The 20,057-nt window shown below is 61.0% G+C and carries 32 protein-coding genes and 3 tRNA genes; 4 read left to right on the top strand and 31 right to left on the bottom strand.

The features are described 5' to 3' along the window. Positions 1-89: 89 nt before the first annotated feature. On the bottom strand, positions 90-479 hold the full coding sequence (gene rpsK / locus ACS5Q1_RS16960; RefSeq protein ID WP_009764323.1) for a 30S ribosomal protein S11: 390 nt from the start codon (positions 477-479) through the stop codon (positions 90-92). A 76-nt stretch (positions 480-555) separates the two neighbouring features. After that, complete coding sequence (gene rpsM, locus ACS5Q1_RS16955) at positions 556-924, bottom strand: 30S ribosomal protein S13 (RefSeq protein ID WP_473099293.1); 369 nt, start codon at positions 922-924, stop codon at positions 556-558. Positions 925-1,699: 775 nt separating this feature from the next. On the opposite strand from rpsM, the gene ACS5Q1_RS16950 reads away from it, so the two are divergent. Beyond that, complete coding sequence (locus tag ACS5Q1_RS16950) at positions 1,700-2,044, top strand: DUF6968 family protein (protein WP_473099292.1); 345 nt, start codon at positions 1,700-1,702, stop codon at positions 2,042-2,044. 27 nt (positions 2,045-2,071) lie between these two features. Here ACS5Q1_RS16950 and ACS5Q1_RS16945 read toward each other — a convergent pair whose 3' ends face one another. The 28 genes from ACS5Q1_RS16945 to ACS5Q1_RS16810 all read right to left on the bottom strand — a co-directional run bounded on the left by ACS5Q1_RS16945 (position 2,072) and on the right by ACS5Q1_RS16810 (position 15,921). Next, on the bottom strand, positions 2,072-2,653 hold the full coding sequence (locus tag ACS5Q1_RS16945) for an adenylate kinase (RefSeq protein ID WP_473099291.1): 582 nt from the start codon (positions 2,651-2,653) through the stop codon (positions 2,072-2,074). Between the two features lie 52 nt (positions 2,654-2,705). Next, positions 2,706-4,043, bottom strand: coding sequence for a preprotein translocase subunit SecY (secY, locus tag ACS5Q1_RS16940; RefSeq protein ID WP_203443408.1), 1,338 nt, complete (start codon positions 4,041-4,043; stop codon positions 2,706-2,708). 105 nt (positions 4,044-4,148) lie between these two features. Next, a complete protein-coding gene (rplO, locus tag ACS5Q1_RS16935) occupies positions 4,149-4,622 on the bottom strand; it encodes a 50S ribosomal protein L15 (RefSeq protein WP_473099290.1) in 474 nt (157 codons plus the stop codon). Between the two features lie 10 nt (positions 4,623-4,632). Beyond that, positions 4,633-4,839, bottom strand: coding sequence for a 50S ribosomal protein L30 (rpmD, locus tag ACS5Q1_RS16930; protein WP_199047545.1), 207 nt, complete (start codon positions 4,837-4,839; stop codon positions 4,633-4,635). A gap of 14 nt (positions 4,840-4,853) precedes the next feature. Next, on the bottom strand, positions 4,854-5,423 hold the full coding sequence (gene rpsE / locus ACS5Q1_RS16925) for a 30S ribosomal protein S5 (RefSeq protein WP_099511403.1): 570 nt from the start codon (positions 5,421-5,423) through the stop codon (positions 4,854-4,856). A gap of 64 nt (positions 5,424-5,487) precedes the next feature. Next, positions 5,488-5,850: a 50S ribosomal protein L18 gene (rplR, locus tag ACS5Q1_RS16920; protein ID WP_203443406.1), complete on the bottom strand. Its 363-nt coding sequence runs from the start codon at positions 5,848-5,850 to the stop codon at positions 5,488-5,490. A 12-nt stretch (positions 5,851-5,862) separates the two neighbouring features. After that, positions 5,863-6,396, bottom strand: a complete 534-nt coding sequence (gene rplF, locus ACS5Q1_RS16915) for a 50S ribosomal protein L6 (protein WP_473099289.1) — start codon at positions 6,394-6,396, stop codon at positions 5,863-5,865. A gap of 36 nt (positions 6,397-6,432) precedes the next feature. Next, positions 6,433-6,828 (bottom strand): 30S ribosomal protein S8, encoded by a 396-nt coding sequence (rpsH, locus tag ACS5Q1_RS16910; protein ID WP_173945696.1) that lies wholly within the window; start codon positions 6,826-6,828, stop codon positions 6,433-6,435. A gap of 15 nt (positions 6,829-6,843) precedes the next feature. Next, positions 6,844-7,149, bottom strand: a complete 306-nt coding sequence (rpsN, locus tag ACS5Q1_RS16905) for a 30S ribosomal protein S14 (protein ID WP_036358373.1) — start codon at positions 7,147-7,149, stop codon at positions 6,844-6,846. Positions 7,150-7,188: 39 nt separating this feature from the next. After that, positions 7,189-7,755 (bottom strand): 50S ribosomal protein L5, encoded by a 567-nt coding sequence (gene rplE, locus ACS5Q1_RS16900; RefSeq protein ID WP_173945697.1) that lies wholly within the window; start codon positions 7,753-7,755, stop codon positions 7,189-7,191. Further along, positions 7,748-8,065, bottom strand: coding sequence for a 50S ribosomal protein L24 (gene rplX / locus ACS5Q1_RS16895; protein WP_203443404.1), 318 nt, complete (start codon positions 8,063-8,065; stop codon positions 7,748-7,750). The genes rplE and rplX overlap by 8 nt, the downstream gene beginning before the upstream one ends. Continuing rightward, complete coding sequence (gene rplN / locus ACS5Q1_RS16890; RefSeq protein WP_009764309.1) at positions 8,065-8,433, bottom strand: 50S ribosomal protein L14; 369 nt, start codon at positions 8,431-8,433, stop codon at positions 8,065-8,067. The genes rplX and rplN overlap by 1 nt, the downstream gene beginning before the upstream one ends. Before the next feature lie 164 nt (positions 8,434-8,597). Beyond that, positions 8,598-8,837, bottom strand: coding sequence for a 30S ribosomal protein S17 (rpsQ, locus tag ACS5Q1_RS16885; RefSeq protein ID WP_099511396.1), 240 nt, complete (start codon positions 8,835-8,837; stop codon positions 8,598-8,600). 12 nt (positions 8,838-8,849) lie between these two features. After that, a complete protein-coding gene (gene rpmC, locus ACS5Q1_RS16880) occupies positions 8,850-9,062 on the bottom strand; it encodes a 50S ribosomal protein L29 (RefSeq protein ID WP_203443403.1) in 213 nt (70 codons plus the stop codon). A 10-nt stretch (positions 9,063-9,072) separates the two neighbouring features. Continuing rightward, positions 9,073-9,486, bottom strand: coding sequence for a 50S ribosomal protein L16 (gene rplP / locus ACS5Q1_RS16875; protein ID WP_203443402.1), 414 nt, complete (start codon positions 9,484-9,486; stop codon positions 9,073-9,075). Positions 9,487-9,513: 27 nt separating this feature from the next. After that, entirely contained in the window at positions 9,514-10,218 is a 705-nt protein-coding gene (rpsC, locus tag ACS5Q1_RS16870) for a 30S ribosomal protein S3 (RefSeq protein ID WP_473099288.1), read from the bottom strand. An 11-nt stretch (positions 10,219-10,229) separates the two neighbouring features. Next, positions 10,230-10,610 carry a 50S ribosomal protein L22 gene (rplV, locus tag ACS5Q1_RS16865; protein ID WP_152712967.1) on the bottom strand — a complete coding sequence of 127 codons (381 nt, stop codon included), beginning with the start codon at positions 10,608-10,610 and terminating at the stop codon, positions 10,230-10,232. A gap of 1 nt (position 10,611) precedes the next feature. Continuing rightward, positions 10,612-10,890, bottom strand: coding sequence for a 30S ribosomal protein S19 (gene rpsS / locus ACS5Q1_RS16860; RefSeq protein WP_009764303.1), 279 nt, complete (start codon positions 10,888-10,890; stop codon positions 10,612-10,614). A 15-nt stretch (positions 10,891-10,905) separates the two neighbouring features. Further along, entirely contained in the window at positions 10,906-11,742 is an 837-nt protein-coding gene (gene rplB, locus ACS5Q1_RS16855; protein WP_473099287.1) for a 50S ribosomal protein L2, read from the bottom strand. Between the two features lie 20 nt (positions 11,743-11,762). Continuing rightward, complete coding sequence (locus ACS5Q1_RS16850; RefSeq protein WP_036358344.1) at positions 11,763-12,059, bottom strand: 50S ribosomal protein L23; 297 nt, start codon at positions 12,057-12,059, stop codon at positions 11,763-11,765. Next, positions 12,056-12,676 (bottom strand): 50S ribosomal protein L4, encoded by a 621-nt coding sequence (gene rplD / locus ACS5Q1_RS16845; protein ID WP_473099286.1) that lies wholly within the window; start codon positions 12,674-12,676, stop codon positions 12,056-12,058. The genes ACS5Q1_RS16850 and rplD overlap by 4 nt, the downstream gene beginning before the upstream one ends. Continuing rightward, the gene (gene rplC, locus ACS5Q1_RS16840; protein ID WP_262273001.1) at positions 12,676-13,404 is read right to left on the bottom strand and encodes a 50S ribosomal protein L3; all 729 of its coding nucleotides are present in this window, start codon (positions 13,402-13,404) and stop codon (positions 12,676-12,678) included. Before rplC ends, rplD begins: the two co-directional genes overlap by 1 nt. A gap of 46 nt (positions 13,405-13,450) precedes the next feature. Then, entirely contained in the window at positions 13,451-13,759 is a 309-nt protein-coding gene (gene rpsJ, locus ACS5Q1_RS16835; protein ID WP_009764298.1) for a 30S ribosomal protein S10, read from the bottom strand. Positions 13,760-13,826: 67 nt separating this feature from the next. After that, positions 13,827-15,017: an elongation factor Tu gene (gene tuf / locus ACS5Q1_RS16830; protein WP_203443392.1), complete on the bottom strand. Its 1,191-nt coding sequence runs from the start codon at positions 15,015-15,017 to the stop codon at positions 13,827-13,829. Between the two features lie 68 nt (positions 15,018-15,085). Next, entirely contained in the window at positions 15,086-15,214 is a 129-nt protein-coding gene (locus ACS5Q1_RS16825) for a hypothetical protein (protein ID WP_473099285.1), read from the bottom strand. A gap of 122 nt (positions 15,215-15,336) precedes the next feature. After that, positions 15,337-15,648: a hypothetical protein gene (locus tag ACS5Q1_RS16820; RefSeq protein ID WP_473099284.1), complete on the bottom strand. Its 312-nt coding sequence runs from the start codon at positions 15,646-15,648 to the stop codon at positions 15,337-15,339. 98 nt (positions 15,649-15,746) lie between these two features. Beyond that, positions 15,747-15,820: transfer RNA gene (locus ACS5Q1_RS16815), tRNA-Gly, on the bottom strand. A 16-nt stretch (positions 15,821-15,836) separates the two neighbouring features. Further along, positions 15,837-15,921 (bottom strand) — tRNA-Tyr (locus ACS5Q1_RS16810). Positions 15,922-16,114: 193 nt separating this feature from the next. Between ACS5Q1_RS16810 and ACS5Q1_RS16805 the strand changes: the two genes are divergently transcribed. After that, positions 16,115-16,939, top strand: a complete 825-nt coding sequence (locus tag ACS5Q1_RS16805) for a TrmH family RNA methyltransferase (protein ID WP_203443390.1) — start codon at positions 16,115-16,117, stop codon at positions 16,937-16,939. Between the two features lie 236 nt (positions 16,940-17,175). Beyond that, the gene (locus ACS5Q1_RS16800; RefSeq protein ID WP_473099283.1) at positions 17,176-18,894 is read left to right on the top strand and encodes an MFS transporter; all 1,719 of its coding nucleotides are present in this window, start codon (positions 17,176-17,178) and stop codon (positions 18,892-18,894) included. A 75-nt stretch (positions 18,895-18,969) separates the two neighbouring features. On the opposite strand, the gene ACS5Q1_RS16795 is transcribed toward ACS5Q1_RS16800, so the two are convergent. Continuing rightward, positions 18,970-19,278, bottom strand: a complete 309-nt coding sequence (locus ACS5Q1_RS16795) for a hypothetical protein (protein WP_473099282.1) — start codon at positions 19,276-19,278, stop codon at positions 18,970-18,972. A 140-nt stretch (positions 19,279-19,418) separates the two neighbouring features. Between ACS5Q1_RS16795 and ACS5Q1_RS16790 the strand changes: the two genes are divergently transcribed. Further along, a tRNA-Thr gene (locus tag ACS5Q1_RS16790) sits at positions 19,419-19,493 on the top strand. The last annotated feature ends 564 nt before the right edge of the window (positions 19,494-20,057 follow it).

The following is a 20,057-nucleotide window of genomic DNA, read 5'->3' as shown; positions in this document are numbered from 1 at the left end:
ACCTCATGAGGTACGCCTTGAAGGGAGGCTTGCGGCCAACCCTTTAAACCGGAACGCGCGCGGGCTTTGGACCCACGCGCCGGATAACCTTAGACGCGGCGACGCTTGCGCGGGCGGCAGCCATTGTGCGGGATCGGCGTCACGTCACGGATCGAGGTGACGGTGAAGCCGGCCGACTGGAGAGCACGCAGAGCAGACTCACGGCCGGAGCCGGGGCCGGACACCTCGACCTCGAGGGTACGCATGCCGTGCTCGGCAGCCTTGCGGGCCGCATCTTCAGCGGCGATCTGAGCCGCATACGGGGTCGACTTACGCGAACCCTTGAAACCCATTGCGCCAGCCGAGGACCAGGAGATCGTGTTGCCCTGGGCGTCGGTGATGGTGATCATGGTGTTGTTGAACGAGGCGTTCACATGCGCCACGCCGGAAACGATGTTCTTGCGTTCGCGGCGGCGGACGCGGGTAGCTTCTTTAGCCATTCCAAAGATCCTTCAAGCGCGCCCGTCGTTCCAGGCGCTCGGGAGAAAGGGCCACCCGCCAGGGGTGGCCCAAAAATTACTTCTTCTTGCCGGCGATCGGCTTCGACTTACCCTTGCGGGTACGAGCGTTCGTGTGGGTGCGCTGGCCGCGGACCGGGAGGCTACGGCGGTGGCGCAGGCCACGGTAAGCAGCAAGATCCATCAGGCGCTTGATGTTCATGGACACCTCGCGGCGCAGGTCGCCTTCGACGATGTAGTCGCGGTCGATCGTCTCGCGGATGGCCAGAACTTCGGCGTCGGTCAGCTGGTTCACGCGGCGCTCGGCCGGGATGTTGACCTTCTCGATGATCTCTTGGGCCTTCTTGGGTCCAATGCCGTGGATATACTGAAGCGCGATCACAACGCGCTTGGCGGTCGGGATGTTGACGCCTGCAATACGGGCCATCGTCCGTCTCCATGTAAGAAGCAATTGCTTCGGGTTTTAATTATCGCGCGTCCGGTGGAGGCCGGCCCCTGCGCGGGCTTATGCAAAACAAAACGACCCGAGTGACTTCTCACGAAGCCCTCCGAGCCGAGCGCCTTCTTTTGCAAGTGGAGGCACATAGCCGCTTTTTGGCGCTACGTCAACACCGTTTCCACGCAAGCGGCGATCCAACCGTAAGGCATCTCTACCCCACCAAAATAAAAAGCCAATGTCGAGATATTGAGAGGATATGTTCCCGGTATGTTCTTGACAATATTCTCAACACGATATATCATCGAATAATTGACTGAAGGCTTTGGATTATGACTAAGTCGCTAACTTCTAGAAGAAAATTACTTCAAATAAGAACCAGGCTTATATCGGTTCGCCAACAGCTTCTCGATGCTCGCATCAGATATATCCTTGAGCATCGTTACGATCCAAACCAACCTCATGTTCCTGCTGGATCGTCTAACGGCGGTCAATGGGCAAACACTGGTGGCAGTGGCAGCAATACGGTTCATCATCGCGATCAAGAGGTCGCTCCACAAACCGAGCGCCTCAAGATCAATGACCGGGCCGGCTGGATTGCCTTAGCGACGCGACGAACTCTTGCAGGATGCAAGGAGCAATACGACCGCGATATATTTCACTGCAACATGGTAAGTCTGAGGAGTTGCTACTCTCAAGCGGCAGTCCGCTGGATCGCCTGCGAGAAAGGTCACCCAATCCCGCCGCTTAACTATTGAGCATCGCAATGATCATTGCAGAACGTGAACTTGACTATGTCACTCAGTCAGGGACGGTCATAAGTGTCCCAGTCAAACTTTATGCTCCGGAGGGAAGCGGCAAACAATGGTGGTGCCGCTTCACGATTAGCTGGCCTAATGGCGTAGAAGAGAGCACGACTTATGGCGTCGATAAATTCCAGGCAATTATTCTAACACTCCAGATGATCGGCGCCCGGCTCTACTTCAGTGATTATCACAAATCCGGCAGGCTTTACTTTGAAAAACCAGGATCCGGTTATGGTTTTCCCGTACCGAAAAATGCACGAGACCTGCTGATAGGAGACGATAAACGATTTGAAGGAGAGGGGTAAGGCGCAGTTGAGCTGCCCTTCGCGCCGTTACCGTCCAAGAATCTCTTTGACCGCCTCGGTTACCTCGTCGATGGGCTTCATGCCATCGGCGGTCTTCAGCATGCCCTTGCCCTCGTAATAGGCCGAGAGCGGGGCCGTCTGCTTCCGGTAGGCATCGAGCCGGGTCTTGAACACGTCCGGGTTGTCGTCCTTGCGGACCGGTTCCCCACGCGCCTCAGTATCCTTGGCCCGCTTGACGATCCGGTCGACCAACTCGGCTTCGTTCACCTTGAACTCGATGACGGCATCGAGCTTGAGGCCCTTGTCGGCAAGCATTGCGTCGAAGGCTTCGGCCTGTGCCACCGTCCGGGGGAAACCGTCGAGAATAAAGCCGCCCTTGGCATCTGCCTCTTCGATTCGGTCGGCGATGATGCCGACCACGATATCGTCGGACACTAGGTCGCCCCGGTCCATGACTTCCTTGGCCTTGAGGCCGACCGTCGTACCGGCAGCCACGGCTGCGCGGAGCATATCGCCGGTCGAAAGCTGGGGAATCCCCAGCCTTTCCACCAGACGAACAGCCTGAGTGCCTTTTCCGGCCCCCGGCGGCCCCAGCAGGATGATCCTCATCGACGTCCCCCCCACTTCGTCGAATCTGCTCGCCTTCGGCGAGTTGTTCAAATTAGCGTCTGCGCGCGCCCTTGAGCTTCGCCTTCTTGACGAGGCCCTCGTACTGGTGAGCCAACAGATGGCCATGCACCTGCGCGACCGTGTCCATGGTAACAGACACCACGATCAGAAGCGAAGTGCCGCCAAAGTAGAATGGCAAAGCCGCATAGGACACCAGCAGTTCGGGAATCAGGCAGATAATCACCAGGTAGGCGGCGCCCAACACGGTGATGCGGGTCAGCACCTGATCGATGAAATCGGCCGTGCGCTCGCCGGGACGGATGCCCGGAATGAAGCCGCCCTGCTTCTTCAGATTGTCCGCCGTCTCCGTAGGATTGAAGACGATGGCCGTGTAGAAGAAGGCGAAGAACACGATCAACGCCGCATACAGGAACATATAGGCTGGACGCCCATGACCCAGATAGGTCGTGAGCATGGAGATGAAGCCAGTGCCGTCCGTGCCGGTCTGGAAGCTCGCGATAGTGGCCGGCAGCAGAAGCAGCGACGACGCGAAGATCGGCGGGATCACGCCCGAGGTGTTCAGCTTGAGCGGCAGGAACGAGGTCTGACCCTCATACATCCGGTTGCCGACCTGGCGCTTCGGATAGTTGATCAGCAGACGGCGCTGGGCGCGCTCCATGAACACGACGAAGTAGATGATGGCGATCGCCATCACGATCACGCCAAGGATCAGCCCCGTCGAGATAGCGCCCTGACGGCCAAGTTCGAGGGTACCGGCGATGGCCGACGGCAGGTTGGCCACGATGCCGGCGAAGATGATCAGCGAGGTGCCGTTGCCGATGCCGCGAGAGGTGATCTGCTCGCCGAGCCACATCAGGAACATGGTGCCGCCAGTCAGCGTGATCACGGTCGAGATCAGGAAGAACGGCCCGGGCGCCTGCACGATGGTACCAGAACTCTGCAGGCCGACGGCGATACCCCAGGACTGAAAGACAGCCAGGAACACCGTGAGATAGCGGGTGTACTGGTTCAGGATCTTGCGACCCGCCTCGCCTTCCTTCTTGAGCGCCTCGAGGGAGGGCAGAACGGAGGTGAGAAGCTGAACGATGATCGATGCCGAGATATACGGCATGATGTTCAGGGCGAAGATCGCCATGCGCTCCACGGCGCCGCCCGAGAACATGTTGAAGAGGCCGAGCACGCCGCCGCTGGCGTTCTGGAAGCTCTGAGCCAGGGCCTCCGGGTTGATACCGGGCAGCGGGATATAGGTGCCGAGACGGTAGACGATGAGGGCGCCTAGGGTAAACCAGATGCGCTTCTTCAGCTCATCGGCCTTGGCGATGGCGCCGAAATTGATGTTTGCCGCAAGTTGCTCGGCTGCTGAGGCCATAGTGGTGTCCCCGAAATACCTGGTACGTGACGATCATCACGCAAACGGCGGCCACGCGATCAGACGCGGGCCGCCGCTTGGATCTTAGTCAATGTGGGCGCGGGCTCACGCCTGCGCAACGGCACCCAGGAGGGTAACCGAGCCACCAGCCTTCTCGATCGCTTCGACGGCCGACTTGGACGCGCCATGAACCTGGAAGGAAAGCTTAGCCTTGAGCTCGCCGACGCCAAGGATCTTCACGCCGTCGCGCGGCTTGGAGACCACACCGGCGGCCACCAATGACTCGACTGTCACCGCAGCGCTCTTGTCGAGCTTGCCGGCTTCGATCGCCTGCTGGATGCGGCCGACATTGACCTCGTTGAGGTCGATCGCGTTCGGCTTGTTGAAGCCGCGCTTCGGCAGACGGCGATGCAGAGGCATCTGACCGCCTTCGAAGCCCTTGATGGAAACGCCGGTACGGGACTTCTGTCCCTTCACGCCGCGGCCACCGGTCTTGCCCTTGCCGGAGCCGATACCACGGCCGACGCGCATACGGTTCTTGGTGGAACCTTCGTTGTCACGAATTTCGTTGAGTTTCATGACGTTCTCCTCACTGCCCGTCGACAACGCGCACGAGGTGCTTGACCTTTTCGATCATGCCGCGAACCGCAGGCGTGTCTTCCAAGGTCGAAGTACGGTGAAGCTTGTTGAGCTTGAGACCGATCAGCGTCTGGCGCTGCTTGGCCTCACGGCGGATCGGCGAGCCGATCTGCTCAACGGTGACGGTGGATGCTGCAGCAGCAGGCTTCTTTGCCATGGTTACAGCCTCCCTTACGCTTCAGCGCCAGCGGCTTCGCTGGTATCGGCGTCACGGCGGCGAGCCTGCAGCGTCGAGACCTTCAGGCCACGGCGAGCAGCGACCGAACGGGGGCTGTCCTCGTTCTTGAGCGCGTCGAAAGTCGCGCGGACAAGGTTGTAGGGGTTCGAGGAGCCGAGCGACTTCGCAACGACGTCCTGCATGCCCACCACTTCGAAGACGGCGCGCATCGGGCCGCCGGCGATGATGCCGGTACCCTGGGGAGCGGCACGCAGCACGACCTTGCCGGCGCCATGGCGGCCGTTGACGTCGTGATGAAGCGTACGGCCCTCGCGGAGAGCAACGCGGATCATGGAGCGCTTGGCAGCGTCCGTGGCCTTGCGGATCGCTTCCGGCACTTCGCGGGCCTTGCCGTGGCCGAAGCCGACGCGGCCCTTCTGGTCGCCGACGACGACGAGAGCAGCGAAGCCGAAGCGACGGCCGCCCTTCACGACTTTGGCGACGCGGTTGATGTGGACCAGGCGGTCCACGAATTCGCTGTCGCGCTCTTCGCGATCAGCACGTTCTCTTGGTTCTCTAGCCATGAGACCTCTCACTTGCGCGGGCGGCGGGCCCGCTCGCTAAGGGTTACTTGGATTATACCCGCCGTTAGAAATCCAGACCGCCTTCACGAGCAGCGTCGGCCAGAGCCTTAACGCGTCCGTGATAGAGGTAGCCCGAGCGGTCGAAGATGACCTGCTTCACGCCGGCCTTCGCCGCGCGCTCGGCAACGAGCTTGCCCACTTCCTTCGCCGCATCGATAGTGGCGCCGGTCTTGAGCTTTCCCTTCACGTCAGCCTCGAGGGTCGAAGCCGAGGCGACCGTGTGGCCGCGCACGTCATCGATAACCTGGGCATAGATCTGCTTGGACGAACGGAAGACCGACAAACGCGGACGGCCATTCGCTGCCTTCTTGATCGCACGGCGCACACGAGCCTTGCGGCGATCTTCAGCGCCTTTCTTCTCAGCCATGATACGTCGTCCTTACTTCTTCTTGCCTTCCTTGCGGAAGATGAACTCGTCGGAGTACTTGACGCCCTTGCCCTTATAGGGCTCCGGACCGCGATACTCGCGGATCTCGGCGGCGGTCTGACCAACGACCTGCTTGTCGATGCCGGCGACGATGACTTCGGTCGGCTTCGGCGTCGTGATCGTGACACCGGCCGGGATCGCGTAGTCGATGTCGTGGCTGTAGCCCAGCGACAGCTTCAGCACCTTGCCAGCGACAGCGGCCTTGTAGCCGACGCCGTTGATTTCAAGACGCTTCTCGAAGCCCTTGGACACGCCTTCGACCAGGTTCGCCACCTGAGCGCGGGACATGCCCCACTTCGCACGGGCCGTCTTGGACTCGTCGCGCGGGTTAACCGACACGGCGCCGTCTTCAAGAACAACCGACACTTCTTCGGGAACGACGAACGAAAGCTCGCCCTTCGTGCCCTTAACTTTTACCATCTGACCGTCAACGGTCGCCGTCACACCTGACGGAACCGGAACGGGCTTCTTGCCTACTCGGGACATTTTCGAATCTCCGTGGTTCTGTGCGGGTGCCTGGCCTTAGAAGACCTTGCAGAGCACTTCGCCGCCCACGTTCTTCTCCCGGGCCTCGTGATCGGCCATCACGCCCTGGGGCGTCGAGAGAATGGTGATGCCGAGGCCGTCAGCCACGCGCGGCATGGTGTCGACGGAAGCATACACGCGGCGGCCCGGCTTGGAGACGCGCTCGATGGAGCGGATCACCGGCTGGCCGTCATAGTACTTCAGCTCAATCGAGAACTCGGTCCGGCCGTTGCCGAACTCGGTCTGCGAGTAGTCGCGGATGTAGCCCTCGGACTTCAGAACCTCGAGGACGCGAGCTCGGAGCTTCGAGCCAGGGGTGGAGACGGACCCGCGACGGCGCATCTGCGCGTTGCGGATACGGGTGAGCATATCGCCCAACGGATCGTTGATCATATGATGCCCTCCCCCTTACCAGCTGGACTTCACAAGGCCCGGGATCAGGCCCTTGTTGCCGAGCTCGCGCAGAGCGATACGCGACATGCCGAGCTTGCGGTAGTAAGCGCGCGGGCGGCCCGTGATCTCGCAGCGGTTGCGGATACGGGTCTTGCTCGCGTTGCGCGGCAGCTCAGCCAGCTTGAGGCGCGCCTCGAAGCGCTCCTCCATGGACTTCGACTCGTCGTTGGCGACCGCCAGGAGGCGCTCGCGGCGGCCGGCGAACTTCTTCACCAGCTCACGACGATGCTTGTTCTTCTCAATAGCGCTTTTCTTAGCCATGCTTTTATCTCCAGTGTCCGCGTTTGAGGACAGCTATCCTCACTGCCGGAACGGGAAGTTGAAGTGACGCAGCAGGGCGCGGGCTTCTTCGTCGGTCTTCGCCGTAGTGGTGATGACGACGTCCATGCCCCAAACCTGCTCGACCCTATCGTAATTGATCTCAGGGAACACCAGGTGCTCCTTGATACCCATTGCGTAGTTGCCGCGGCCGTCGAACGACTTGGGGTTCAGGCCCCGGAAGTCGCGGACGCGCGGGAGAGCGATGGTCACGAGACGGTCAAGGAATTCGTACATACGAACCTTGCGCAGCGTAACCTTGGCGCCGATCGGCATGTTCTCGCGGACCTTGAACTGCGAGATAGCCTTACGGGCCTTCGTGATCACCGGCTTCTGGCCGGCGATGAGCGCGAGATCGGCAGCAGCGACCGAAGCCTTCTTCGAGTCGGCGGTCGATTCGCCAACACCCATGTTGAGGACGATCTTCTCGATCGTCGGCACTTCCATGGGGTTCTTGTAGCCGAATTCTTCAATGAGCTTCGGACGCACCACTTCCTCGTAGTGCTTCTTCAGCCGCGGCGTGTAGCCGTCCACCTGAGCCTTAGCCATCGATCAGGTCTCCCGAACGCTTGGCGAAACGGACCTTGCGGCCGTCTTCGAGAACTTTGAAACCAACCCGGGTCGGCTTGCCGTCCTTCGGGTCCGCGTAGGCCAGGTTCGACAGATGGATGCTCGCCTCTTTCGAGATGATGCCACCCTCGGAGTTTGCCGTCTGGCGCTGGTGACGCTTCACGATGTTCACGCCACGGACGACCGCGCGCTCTTCCTTCGGGAGCATCTGCACGACTTCACCGGTCTTGCCCTTGTCGCGACCGGTCAGGACGACGACCTTATCGCCCTTCTTGATCTTCGCGGCCATTAGAGCACCTCCGGCGCAAGCGAAATGATTTTCATGTGGTTCTTGGCACGCAGTTCACGCGGAACGGGGCCGAAGATACGGGTGCCGACCGGCTCTTTCTGATTGTTGATCAGAACGGCGGCATTGCGGTCAAAACGGATGACCGAGCCGTCAGCGCGACGGATGTCCTTCGCGGTGCGAACGACGACTGCCTTCATGACATCGCCCTTCTTCACGCGACCGCGTGGAATAGCCTCTTTCACGGATACGACGATGATATCGCCCACGGAAGCGTACTTACGCTTCGAACCGCCGAGAACCTTGATGCACATCACGCGACGGGCGCCGGAATTGTCGGCGACGTCAAGATTCGTCTGCATCTGGATCATGGCTTTGATCCTTTCCTTTGTTTCAGACAGGTTTCCGGGCCAAGGCAGGATTGCCCCCCGGACTACGCCTGACGGGGATCTCATGTCCCCTGCCCTTCAAATGTCGAGAGAGGCGGCCGTATACACGAACCGCCCCTTTAAGACAACCCCTAGCGAAGGCCTTTTTAAGCCTTCGCTTGGTCGACGAGCACCCAGGTCTTGAGTTTGGAGAGCGGCTTGGTCTCTTCGATGAAGACCGTGTCGCCCACCTTGGCTGTGTTGTTCTCGTCATGAGCGTGGTAGTTCTTCGTCTTACGCACGGTCTTCTTCATGACCGGGTGCGTGAAACGGCGCTCTACCTTCACGACGACCGTCTTGTCCTGCTTGTCGCTGACAACGACGCCCTGCAAAACGCGCTTTGGCATCTTGAATCCCTCTTAAGCCTTCGCCGCGGCCGACTTCTGGCGCTGCAGCGTCTTGACGCGGGCGATGTCCCTGCGGACTTCACGGACGCGTCCGGTGTTCTCGAGTTGGCCGGTGGCGCGCTGGAAGCGGAGGTTGAACTGCTCCTTCTTCAGGTTCAGCAGCTCATCCGACAGCTGGTCCTTCGACATCGCGTTGAGGTCAGAGGCTCTCTGCTTAGACTTCATGATCCCCTCCTTACTCGGCAATGCGCTGAATGAAGCGCGTCTTGATCGGGAGCTTCGCAGCGCCGAGGCGCAGGGCCTCGCGAGCGATGTCCTCGGACACGCCGTCGATCTCGAACATGATACGACCAGGCTTCACCTTGGCCGCCCAGAATTCGGGAGCGCCCTTACCCTTACCCATACGCACTTCGGTCGGCTTCGACGACACCGGCACGTCCGGGAAGATCCGGATCCACACACGGCCCGCGCGCTTCATGGCGCGGGTGATGGCGCGGCGAGCCGCTTCGATCTGACGAGCGTTGATGCGCTCGGGTTCCATCGCCTTCAGGCCGAACTGGCCGAAGTTGAGGTCCGTGCCGCCCTTCGCGGTGCCGGAAATACGGCCCTTGAACTGCTTACGGAACTTGGTTTTCTTCGGTTGCAACATGGCAACAAACCTCTCCTGACCTCTCGGTTACGCCGCGTGCTCGCGACGGCCACCGGAGCGGCCTCCTTCGTCGTTCATCCGCTTGTCCTGGGCCATCGGATCGTGCTCAAGGATTTCGCCCTTGAAGATCCAGACCTTGATGCCGCAGGTGCCGTAGGTCGTGAAGGCCGTGGACGTGCCGTAATCCACATCCGCACGCAGGGTGTGCAGCGGAACGCGGCCCTCGCGGTACCATTCGAGGCGAGCGATTTCAGCGCCACCCAGACGGCCCGAGCAGTTGATACGGATGCCCTCGGCGCCCAGACGCATCGCCGACTGAACGGCGCGCTTCATGGCGCGGCGGAAAGCGACGCGGCGCTCGAGCTGCTGAGCGATCGAGTCGGCCACCAGCGTCGCGTCGACTTCCGGCTTGCGGACTTCGACGATGTTGATGGCGACGTCTGCGTCCGTCATCTTGGCGACGAGCTTGCGCAGCTTCTCGATGTCAGCACCTTTCTTGCCGATCACCACGCCCGGACGACCCGAGTGAATGGTGACGCGGCACTTCTTGTGCGGACGCTCGATGACGATCTTCGAGACGGCGGCCTGCTTCAGCTGCTTCATGAGAGCTTCGCGGATCGCCATGTCCTCGTGCATCAGCTTGGCGTACTCGCCCTTGCCGGCGAACCAGCGCGAGTCCCAGGTCCGGTTGATGCCGAGCCGAAGACCGATCGGGTTAACTTTCTGACCCATCTGGTTCTCCTTTATGCCTGTTCGGCAACTTCCCGAACCACGATCGTGAGGTTCGAGAACGGCTTCATGATACGAGCACCCCGGCCACGGGCCCGGGCGTGGAAGCGCTTCATGACGAGCGCCTTGCCGACGAAAGCCTGGCTGACGACGAGATCGTCCACATCGAGATTGTGGTTGTTCTCGGCGTTGGCAATGGCGCTCTCGAGGCACTTCTTCACGTCGCGAGCGATGCGCTTGCGGGAGAACTCGAGATCGGCGAGAGCCGCAGAAACCTTCTTGCCGCGGATAAGGGCCGCAACGAGATTGAGCTTCTGGGGGCTGACGCGCAGCATGCGAGCGACGGCTTGAGCCTCTGTGTCGCTCAGTGCGCGAGGAGTCGCGGCCTTACCCATCTTACTTCCTCTTCGCCTTCTTGTCCGCCGCGTGGCCGTGGAAGGTGCGGGTCGGCGAGAACTCGCCGAACTTGTGACCCACCATTTCCTCGTTCACGGAGACGGGAATGTGCTTCTGACCGTTGTAGACCCCGAAAGTGAGGCCCACGAACTGCGGGAGGATCGTGGAGCGGCGGCTCCAGATCTTGATAACCTCGTTGCGGCCCGAGGAACGGGCAGCCTCGGCCTTCTTGAGGAGGTAGCCGTCGACGAACGGACCCTTCCAAAGCGAACGTGCCATGACGTGCCTCTATCCTTACTTCTTCCGAGCGTGACGGCTCGACACGATGAACTTGTCGGTCCGCTTGTTCGAACGGGTTTTCTTTCCCTTGGTCGGTACGCCCCACGGGGACACCGGATGGCGACCACCGGAGGTACGGCCCTCACCACCACCGTGCGGGTGGTCGATCGGGTTCATGGCGACACCGCGGTTATGCGGGCGCTTGCCGAGCCAACGGTTACGACCAGCCTTACCGATCGAGGTGTTCATGTGGTCCGGGTTCGATACCGCACCAACGCTGGCGAAGCACAGGCCATGGACCAGACGCTGCTCGCCGGAGTTCAGGCGGATCGTCACGTAGCCCTGGTCACGACCCACGATCTGAGCGTAGGTGCCGGCGGAGCGGGCGAGTGCGCCGCCCTTGCCGATCTTCAGCTCGACATTGTGGATGATCGTTCCCACCGGCATGTTGCCGATCGGCATCGCGTTACCCGGCTTAATGTCGACCTGCTCGCCAGCCGACACCTGATCGCCGACAGCCAGACGCTGCGGGGCTAGGATGTAGGACTGCTCGCCGTCGGCGTAACCGATGAGCGCGATGAAGGCGGTGCGGTTGGGATCGTACTCGATCCGCTCCACGGTCGCCACATCGCCCAGACGGCTACGACGCTTGAAGTCGACCAGACGGAGGGTGCGCTTGTGACCACCGCCACGGAAGCGGACGGTCACGCGACCCAGGTTGTTACGGCCGCCGGAGGAGCTCTTGCCCTCCGTCAGCTTCTTGACCGGCTTGCCCTTGTAAAGCTCGCTGCGGTCGACGATCACCAGCTGGCGCAGGCCGGGGGTGATTGGTTTGAATGTTTTCAAAGCCATCGGATCACTCTCTCAACCGATCAGAGGCCCGTCGTGACGTCGATGGTCTGGCCCTCTGCGAGGGTTACGACCGCCTTCTTCACGTCCGACCGCTGGCCGCGGGTGCCGCGGAACATCTTCACTTTGCCCTTGGTGACAAGCGTGTTGACGCTCTTCACCTTGACATCGAACAGCTTCTCAACCGCTTCCTTGATCTGCGGCTTCGTCGCATCCAGCCGCACCTTGAAGACGACCTTGTTCTGTTCGGACAGGGTCGTGGCCTTCTCGGTGATGACCGGGCTTACGATCACATCGTAATGGCGCGGGTCCAGGCTCATTTGAAGCGCGCCTCCAGCGCATCGACAGCCGACTTCGTGAGAACGAGCTTCTCGCGACGCAGGATGTCATAGACGTTGATGCCCTGCACCGGCAGGACGTCGATGTTCGGGATGTTGCGAGCAGCCCGCTGGAAGTTCGTCTCGATCTCGGCGCCGCCGATGATCAGGGCGTTGCCGAGGCCGAGCTTGCCGAAGCGCTCGACGAGAGCCTTCGTCTTCGGCTCGGCGAGCTTCACGTCGTCGATCACGACGAGCGAAGCGCCCTTGGCCTTGGACGAGAGCGCATGCTTCAGAGCAAGAGCGCGAACCTTCTTGGGCAGGTCGTGAGCATGGCTGCGGACCTGCGGGCCGAAGGCACGACCGCCGCCCCGGAACTGGGGAGCGCTCGCGGCGCCGTGACGGGCGCTGCCGGTCCCCTTCTGCTTGTAGACCTTCTTCGTCGTCCGGTCGATGTCCGAACGATTCTTGACGGCGTGCGTGCCGGCCTGGCGCTTCGCGAGCTGCCAGCGGACGCAACGGGCGAGCAGATCGGCGCGCGGCTCAAGACCGAAAATGGCCTCGTTGAGATCCACGGAACCGGCCTTGGCGCCTTCGAGCGTGGTGACATCAAGTTTCATCACGCATTCTCCTCTTGGGCCTGCTCAGCCTGGGCGGCGGGCGCAGCCTCGTTGCCGGTGCGGAACGCGCCGGGCATCGGCACTTCCTTCGGCAGCTTGCGCTTCACCGCATCGCGGACGAAGATCCAGCCGCCGGCCACGCCGGGAACGGCGCCTTCGACGAGGATCAGACCGCGCTCGACGTCGGTCGACACGACACGCAGGTTCTGCGTGGTGACGCGCTCGACACCCAGGTGACCCGGCATCTTCTTGTTCTTGAACGTCTTGCCCGGATCCTGGCGGCCACCGGTCGAACCGATCGAGCGGTGGGAGACCGACACGCCGTGCGTGGCGCGCAGTCCGCCGAAGTTCCAGCGCTTCATGCCGCCGGCGAAGCCCTTACCGGTCGTGATGCCCGTGACATCCACGAACTGACCGGCAATGAAGTGATCAGCGGTGATCTCGGCGCCGACCGGGATGACAGCATCCTCGGAGACGCGGAACTCCGCGAGCTTGCGCTTCGGCTCGACCTGGGCAACGGCGAAACTTCCGCGCTCGGCCTTCGAAACGTTCTTCACCTTGGCCTTGCCGACGCCGACCTGCAGCGCGGTGTAGCCGTTCTTTTCCTTGGTCCGGTGGGCGACGACTTGGCAGCTGTCGACCTTCAGAACCGTGACCGGGACATGCTCGCCTGCATCCGTGAAGATGCGGGTCATCCCGACTTTCTGTGCAATGACGCCTGAGCGCATGTGCGTATCCTCTCGGCGTGTCTACCGAAGGCTCCAAGCCCGAGGCTTAGAGCTTGATTTCCACGTCCACACCAGCAGCGAGATCGAGCTTCATCAGAGCATCAACCGTCTGCGGGGTGGGGTCCACGATATCGAGAACACGCTTGTGAGTGCGCATCTCGAACTGCTCGCGCGACTTCTTGTCGATGTGCGGCGAGCGAAGCACCGTAAAGCGCTCGATGCGCGTCGGCAGCGGGATGGGTCCGCGCACCTGAGCGCCGGTCCGCTTCGCGGTCGACACGATTTCGCGTGTCGAAGCGTCGAGGATCCTGTGGTCGAACGCCTTAAGGCGAATACGAATGTTTTGACCGTTCATGGCTTATCCATTCAACAAGGGAAGCGACCGAGCCGAAACCCGGCCGCTGTCCTTTGATCCTCTCAAATTAATCCATCACGGCGGCGACGACGCCGGCGCCGACGGTACGGCCGCCTTCGCGGATGGCGAAGCGCAGCTTCTCTTCCATGGCGATCGGCGCAATCAGCTCGACTTCCATCGTGATGTTGTCGCCCGGCATCACCATCTCGGTGCCCTCAGGCAGCTTCACCACCCCGGTCACGTCCGTCGTGCGGAAGTAGAACTGCGGCCGGTAGTTGCCGAAGAACGGCGTGTGACGGCCACCCTCTTCCTTGGTCAGGATGTAGGCCTCGGCCTTGAACTTGGTGTGCGGCTTGATCGAGCCCGGCTTGCACAGCACCTGGCCGCGCTCCACGTCCTCGCGCTTCGTGCCGCGCAGCAGCACGCCCACGTTGTCGCCCGCCTGGCCCTGGTCGAGCAGCTTGCGGAACATCTCGACGCCGGTCACCGTGGTCTTCTGCGTGTCGCGCAGACCCACGATCTCCACTTCCTCGCCGACCTTCACGATGCCGCGCTCGACGCGACCCGTCACCACCGTGCCGCGGCCCGAGATCGAGAACACGTCCTCGATCGGCATCAGGAACGGCTGGTCGATCGGACGCTCCGGCTGCGGGATGTAGCGGTCGACCTCGGCCATCAGCTCGAGCACGCGCTCGCGACCGATCTCCGGCGACCGGTCCTCCAGCGCGCACAGCGCCGAGCCCTTCACGATCGGAATGTCGTCGCCCGGGAAGTCGTACTTCGACAAAAGCTCGCGCACCTCGAGCTCGACCAGATCGAGCAGCTCGGCGTCGTCGACCATGTCGACCTTGTTCATGAACACCACCAGGGCCGGCACGCCGACCTGACGCGCCAACAGGATGTGCTCGCGGGTCTGCGGCATCGGGCCGTCGGCCGACGACACCACCAGGATCGCGCCGTCCATCTGCGCCGCGCCGGTGATCATGTTCTTCACGTAGTCGGCGTGGCCGGGGCAGTCGACGTGGGCATAGTGCCGGTTCGTCGTCTCGTACTCCACGTGCGCGGTCGAGATCGTGATGCCGCGCGCCTTCTCTTCCGGCGCCTTGTCGATCTGGTCATAGGCCGTGAACGTCGCCCCGCCCGACTCCGCCAGAACCTTCGTGATCGCCGCCGTCAGAGACGTCTTGCCATGGTCCACGTGACCAATCGTCCCAATGTTGCAGTGCGGCTTTGTGCGCTCAAACTTTTCCTTCGCCATGTCCTTAGATCCTCGACACGCTTTGATACCTGAACGGCAAACTCGTGCCGCCCAATAGGGCTCTTTGCTCAGTTACGCAAGAGCCAGTTTCGATAGGCGGATAGATAATCTGTGATCATTGAATAACCAAGATCCGACCTTTCGAACGCCAGCGCGATACCGGTCGCCACGCCGCCGATCAGCGGTTTCGTTTCCAAGCGTCCTTCGTATCGCAAGATAAGCCGCCCCGTCGTCTTGTCGAGGATGTCGATATCGGCCTGGATCTTAGCCGTGTTGTCGACAAAGACCCGACGCGCCGCCGACGGGATATCGAACGTCTTCAGCCGGCCACGGCCGTGGCCGGCTGACGTCCGGCAAAGATCTGGGCGGTCAAGCCGGTGAATTCATCTTTCACCCTGGCCGTCAGCACCTGCTTGAAATGCACCGCCAACTGCGGAAAGTTCGCGGCAGGCTCAGCCCTGATCCGGTCGGCTATTGATGCATCGACGGCACCTGATTGAACAAAACGCCCCTCCTCCGTCGGCCACGACCGGATAGCCTCAGTCCCTTCCACAGCGACGTCGGCAATTCTGTACCGGCTAAGATCTTCGACACCCAGGTTATGCGGGGGAACGGAAAGACAGCCGCCCAAGAATGCGCACATAAACGCTACAACGATGCATCTCATGAACATTAAAAACCGCCGGTGCCGATAAAGATCTGTAGGGGAGACTTGTGGGATTAGAGAGGTGGAGCGGGTGAAGGGAATCGAACCCTCGTATTCAGCTTGGAAGGCTGCTGCTCTACCATTGAGCTACACCCGCATGCCATCTGATTGGGTGGTGGGGGAAGTAGGACTCGAACCTACGAAGGCATAGCCAGCGGATTTACAGTCCGCCCCCTTTGCCGCTCGGGACATTCCCCCAAAAGACCCAACCCGAACGCAAAACGCCGAGGCTGTTCTGCAGAGCGCCAGCCGTTGGCTAAGCGTTCCGTGGCGCTCTTATGGTGACCTGCATGGCCGGTGTCAACCTCAAAGCGCATTGAAATCGGATGGGTCGTGAATGGGCTCGCTCTGTGCTATGGCCCCTCCCGTCAGCACACGAGATCCAAAGAACATGAGCGACCGCCCCTTCCAGTCCCGCAAGCCCAGGTTTCAGCGCCCCCATGGGAAATCCGGCCGTCGCGATCCTCAGGCCAGACGGCCGAATTTCGAGATCGACACCACCATTCTCTATGGCTGGCATCCCGTTGTTGAGGCCATCCGGAACGGCAAAAGGACGATTCGCCGCCTCCTGGCCACGGAGAATTCTGCCAAACGGCTGAGCGAGGAGCTGGAAGCCCCCTTGCCTATCGAACCTGAGATCGTTCGCCCGGACGAGATCAGCCGCCTCCTGGAACCGGACGCCGTACACCAGGGACTTTACGTCGAGGCCGATCCGCTGCGCTCCCCATCCGTCGACACCTTAAGCGGCAAGCGTGTGGTCTTGGCCCTCGATCAGATCACCGATCCCCACAATGTCGGCGCCATCGTCCGTACAGCGGCCGCTTTCGACGTCGAGGCCATCATCACGACGGCCCGGCACAGCCCAGCCGCCACGGGCGTCCTCGCCAAATCGGCGTCCGGCGGCCTCGAACATGTGCCTTTCATGATCGTACGCAATCTCGGCGACACATTGACGGCGCTTGGAGAACGGGGTTTTCAACGAATCGGGCTCGATTCCTCCGGTGAGGCCAACCTGGACGAAGTCGAAATCAACCTGCCGGTCGTTCTCGTATTGGGATCGGAAGGCAAAGGGCTGCGTCAGAGGACGCGCGAATGCTGCGACGTGATCGGCCGGCTCGACATGCCTGGAGCCATCAAGAGTCTGAACGTCTCCAATGCCGCTGCGATATGCCTTTATGCTGTGGTTAAAGGAGCTTCTAGAAGCATTCGAAAGTAAACCGGTCGTTGCGGCTAAACATTTGCTGACGCTCGCTATTTTCTTTGGGCATGCGGCTTCTTAGACGGAAGTCGCAAATACCAATTGTGAATTGTGGAAAGAAAGGCCGGAGTTAGCCTCCCATTCGTTGGATTCTTGGCTGCCATGCGCAGTCACGATGCCGCGGCCCAGGCCTGCACCGCATGGCTTGCGGCTCAGAACCCGGATCACCGGGCAATGAATGGAAGGGAACCCTTATGGCAACAGCAGCAACCACGCCGCATTCGGCTGCCGCAGCGCGGCCGATGACGCGGGAGGAGAAGAAGGTCATTCTGGCCTCCTCTCTCGGTACCGTCTTCGAATGGTACGATTTCTATCTCTACGGCTCTCTCGCCACGATCATCGGCGCGCAGTTCTTCTCCGCCTTCGACGTGACGACCCGTAACGTCTTCGCGCTCCTGGCCTTCGCGGCGGGCTTCTTGGTCCGCCCCTTCGGCGCCATCTTCTTCGGCCGTATCGGCGATCTCGTCGGCCGGAAATACACCTTCCTCGTGACGATCCTGATCATGGGCTTCTCGACCTTCTTCGTGGGTCTTCTGCCCAGCTACAATCAGATCGGCTGGGTCGCGCCCGTGGTCCTGATTGCCTTGCGCATGCTTCAGGGCCTAGCGCTCGGCGGCGAGTACGGCGGCGCCGCGGTCTACGTGGCCGAGCACGCCCCTGTGGGCCGTCGCGGTTTCTACACCAGCTTCATCCAGACCACGGCTACAGTCGGTCTGCTGCTGTCTCTGGCTGTCATCCTTGTCCTCCGCACCTGGATGGGTGAGGCCGGATTCCAGACCGGTGAAGGCTGGCCGATTGCCGGCTGGCGCATTCCGTTCCTCCTCTCGGTGGTCCTGCTCGGCATCTCGGTCTGGATTCGTCTCCAGATGCAGGAATCCCCAGCCTTCAAGAAGATGAAGGAAGAGGGAACGCAGTCGAAGGCTCCGTTGAAGGAAGCGTTCGGACAATGGGCCAACGTGAAGATGGTGCTCATCGCCCTCATCGGTCTCGCCATCGGTCAGGCCGTGGTGTGGTACACGGGTCAGTTCTACGCCCTGTTCTTCCTCCAGAGCATCCTCAAGGTCGATCTGCTCACCTCGAACGTGCTGATCGCCTGGTCGCTCATCCTCGGTACGGGCGGCTTCATCGTGTTCGGCGCCCTGTCCGACAAGATCGGCCGCAAGCCGGTGATTCTCGGCGGCTGCCTGATCGCGGCGATCACCTACTTCCCGCTCTTTGGTGCTCTCACGAACGTCGCCAGCCCGAAGCTGGCCCAGGCGCTCGAGACCGGGAAGGTTCAGGTCGTGGCCGATCCCGCCACATGCGGCTCGGTGTTCGATCCGGTGGGCATCCGCACCTTCACGTCGCCTTGCGACGTGGCTCGCGTGTCTCTCGCCCGTGCCGCCATCAAGTACGAGCTCGTTCCGGCGGCGGCCGGCTCGCCCGTGAAGGTAACTTTCAACGGCAAGGAAGCCCCTCTTGCCCCTGCGATTCCGGCCAACATCACGGCATTCACGAATGCCGCGGCTGAAGCGGGCTATCCGAAGGCAGGCGACCCGAGCATCCTGAAGGTCGGCGGCTTCTTCGACGCCCTCGGCAACGCACAGGCTCTCAAGGCCATCGGCATCCTGACGATCTTCGTGATCTACGTGACGATGGTGTACGGCCCGATCGCGGCGGCTCTGGTGGAGTTCTTCCCCACCCGTATCCGCTATACCGCGATGTCCCTGCCCTACCACATCGCCAATGGCTGGTTCGGCGGTCTTCTGCCTCCGACGGCCTTCGCGATGGTGGCAGCCACCGGCGATATCTACTATGGCCTCTGGTATCCGATCGTGATCGCCCTGGTGACCTTCGTGGTCGGCCTCCTCTTCGTACCGGAGACCAAGGACCGGGATATCATGACCTTCGAGGGCGTCGGCGCGAAGCGCTAAGCTTTCAAACGGCTCCAACAGGAAAGCCCCGCCGTGAGGCGGGGCTTTTCATTTCGCTTCAGGTGAAGCTGAAGCTCAATAACAGGTCGTCACGCGGCGAACGATCCAACCTTCGCCTTCCACGAAGAGACGCTTGCGGGAGATGTCGCAAGACACGTCGTTTGCGGATTTCGTCTCGATCGAGGACGTAGTCTCGACGTCCTTTGCAACGACCGACGTCGCTGCCTCCGTGGCAGGCTTGGCTGCCACGCCATGCCCCATATGAGCGGCATCCGTGCGCTCGGCGGCGAAACCGAACCCCACAGCAATTGCCAGAACAGCGAGAACCTTGAAGCCACCGAGCAGCGAGATCTTTTTCCCAGCAGAAGCCCCTAAGGCCTTCATAACACCAACTCCTTGATCATGTTTTCCTGACAATTCCATATTCAGGAGTTGGTTTCGGCGTGCTGGGACACTTAATATTTACATTTGTGTGGAACTTGCGTCCCGCTTCGCGGACTGCTACCTGAGCACGCATGACGCCAGCCGGTGTAGCACAGCGGTAGTGCAGCGGTTTTGTAAACCGAAGGTCGGGAGTTCGATCCTCTCCACCGGCACCATTCATCCTCGGTGAAACAGGTCTCTTGCCTGTCTCTCGGAAAAACCGCGCTTTTAAGCAGGCTTACCACAGAGAGAATCCTGTATCTGTTCTCGCCAATAAGCGAAAATAGCACCCTTGCGCGGCCTAAATGGTCGGTCTTCTCTAGGCGGGGCAAAGCCATTTCCGTTCCATGAGATGGGAGTGAGGTGGAGACTTGTTTGCACATTTGTAGAGACTCGTGCGAACTCACGTGGGGCCAGGCTACCTTGGGGGTTCGAATCTACCCTCCGGCACTGGTTGTTGCTACTATATTTCAATTTCCGAACATTTGTGGATTTGGCTAAGACCTACCCTAACCGATACACTAGAGCGTCGGACCTATAAGTGGACGCACCGCCGGCGACTCTGAGATGGCCCAGGATCCCTGAGGTGCAGAATTCATTGGATCCGACTTCTCGTCCGATGCGCTAAGGTCTGTGGGGATTGAACGAAGCCGCTGACGCGGCATTTGGTGCCCGGGGATGCGGATGATGCTTCTGTTTTGAAGGATTGCGGCTGTTGAAGCGCAATTCCAGAACAGGAG

It is taken from the genome of Microvirga sp. GN3, assembly GCF_055792825.1.
The sequence above is the reverse complement of the archived record's forward strand: the minus strand, read 5'-3'. Positions and strand labels throughout refer to the sequence as shown.